The 2,286-nt window shown below is 70.9% G+C and carries 1 protein-coding gene; it reads left to right on the top strand.

Annotated elements, in window-relative coordinates:
• Window positions 1-146 precede the first annotated feature (146 nt).
• Window positions 147-2,222 carry a type IV secretory system conjugative DNA transfer family protein gene (locus A9Q02_RS22775; protein WP_172451293.1) on the top strand — a complete coding sequence of 692 codons (2,076 nt, stop codon included), beginning with the start codon at window positions 147-149 and terminating at the stop codon, window positions 2,220-2,222.
• Window positions 2,223-2,286 lie beyond the last annotated feature (64 nt).

The following is a 2,286-nucleotide window of genomic DNA, read 5'->3' as shown; positions in this document are numbered from 1 at the left end:
CGCAGGTCACGAGGGAAGGGAGCGGGAACCGGCAAATCTAGTTGACACCAGGCGGCAAATCTAGTTGACATTTAACATACGGGTTCGTCCTGGCCCCGACCCCGGTGCTGCGCGCGTTGACCCAGGCCCCGCCGACGCTGGCCCCCTTGGCGGCTCGGCTCGGCGCATGGCTGCAGGGGGCCTATCCTTGGGTGAAATTGGGCCTGGTCGCGCTGCTCAGCGGCGTCGTGCTCCACTTGGTGCTCGGCGGCTGGATGCTCGCCCGCCAGATCGCGCGGCGGCGGCGCACGACGGTGCAGACCATGCTCGTCGATCTGCCGCGAACCCCGGCGGCCGAGTTGGGCCGAGGCGTGGATCTCTTCGCCGGGCTCGGCGACCTCCTCAGCCCCGCCGGGCAGCTCCAGGGCCGCGACGATCACGTCGTCTTTGCGCTGGTCAATGGCATGGCGGATCAGCGGGTGCGCCTGGCCGTGCGGACACCTACCCAGCAGGCTGCCCAGCTCGCTAGCACCGACGCCCTGCGTAACCTGCTGCACGGCGAGGCCCCGGGCACGACGACGCGCCCGGCGACCGACGATGTCGCGACGATGCTTGCCCAACACCAGGATTCTGACGGGCCGCGTCTCGCTGGCTCCGCCGACTACATCCTGGCCCGGTCGCCGTCCTACCCGCTCAAAGACCTGGCGATGTTCGTCGGGGGCGACCCGCTCGGGCCATTGGCGACGGCGCTGACCCGGCAGGAGGGCGTCACCTACGCGGCCTACGAGCTGATTCTGCGTGCGCTGCCGCCGCACGACGACTGGCGTGCGCCGCTGCGTGATCAAATCGGCCAGATCCAGGGCACGGTCAACCCGGAAGACCTCGCGGCCTACGAGGCGCTGGTGCGCAAAGTCGAGCACCACGGCTTCGACGTCGTCGTGCGCTGCCTCGTCGCGGCCCAGACCCGTGCGGCCGCCGTGCGCCAGGTGCGGGCGATGCACCACGCCCTGCAAACCTTCAGCCGTCCGGCGGGCGACGCTCGCCAGCGCCTCCGGCGGGTCGGCAGTCGGCTCCCTGGCCGGACGCCGGGGTTCCAGCTTATTCCCCTGACGCCCGCGACGATCGGGACGGCCCCGCTGCCGCCCTGGGGCGGGCTGACGCTCATCGGGGCGCTGATCGGCACGCTGGGTGGCGCAGCAGGTGGCCTGGCGCTAGCCCAGGCGCTGCCCCACCTCGCCATCTCGTTGCCCGTGGCCCCACTGACCCTGCCCTCCTGCGTGCTCGCCCCGGTGCTGACCAGCCTCAGCGCCCTCGCTGGCCTGCTCGGTGTGCTTGCGTGCAGCCCCCGTCGACGCGCCGCGCGGGGCCGCGATCGCCTGGCGACGCTGCGAGCGCACGCCCCGCCCCCGGTCTGGCCGGGCGCACGCTGGACGGTCTTCCCGGCACCGGGCACGCAGCGCAGCATCCTTGGCCCCTACGAATTGGCCGCCTTCTGGCACCCGCCGTCGCTCGACCTGGAGGCGCTGTTCGCCTGGCGCAGCAGCAAGCATCTCCCAGCACCCGTCGCCGCTTTCCTCCGTCCCGCCGAGGCCGCCGCCGCCGAGGCGCGCCAGGTGCAGCCCCGCCCGGCGACGCCCGCCGCGCTGGGGCGTGCCCGCCTCGGTCTCGCCTACGCCCAACAGCGCGATGGCACGCTGGCCCTGATCGGCCCGACCCTGCGCGACCTGCGGCAGGGCTGGGATACGATGGGCAGTATGGGCAGCGGCAAGAGCAGCCTGGTCGAGACGATGGTCGTTGAAATTGCCCGCCTCGGCGGTGGCTGCGGGGTCATCGACGCCAAAGGCGACCTCTGCGACCGGCTGCTGCGCATTCTGCCCCCGGAGGCGTACGACCGGGTGATCGTGATTGACACCACCGCCGCCTGGGTGCCGTGCCTCAACCCTTTCGACCGACGACTCATCGGTACCAAGCCCCGCGATGTCGTCGCCGGCGAGATCGGCCAGATCTTCGCCCGCATCGAGCCCGAGATCTGGGCCGGAGCGCTGGGCATGCAGCAAGCGCTCTTCATGGGCCTCAGCGCACTGCTGGAAGGCGAGCGCACGCCGACGCTGCTGCACCTCGAGCGCTTCTACCTGTCGCCCGCCTACCGCGACGACGTGCTCAGCCGGGTCGTCGACACCGCCATTCGTGACTATTGGCTGGTGCAGGTGCCCGCGATGCCGGAGAAGATCCCTATGTGCTAGACTACCTTTGGACACCATGCTCCCAAAAAACCGTTGCATGCAGGGCGGTACGAGAGGATCGTTG

Origin of the sequence: Candidatus Chloroploca asiatica (genome assembly GCF_002532075.1) — a bacterium.
Classification (GTDB): domain Bacteria; phylum Chloroflexota; class Chloroflexia; order Chloroflexales; family Chloroflexaceae; genus Chloroploca; species Chloroploca asiatica.
Note: the sequence above shows the minus strand (reverse complement) of the source record. Positions and strands in the feature narration are given on the sequence as shown.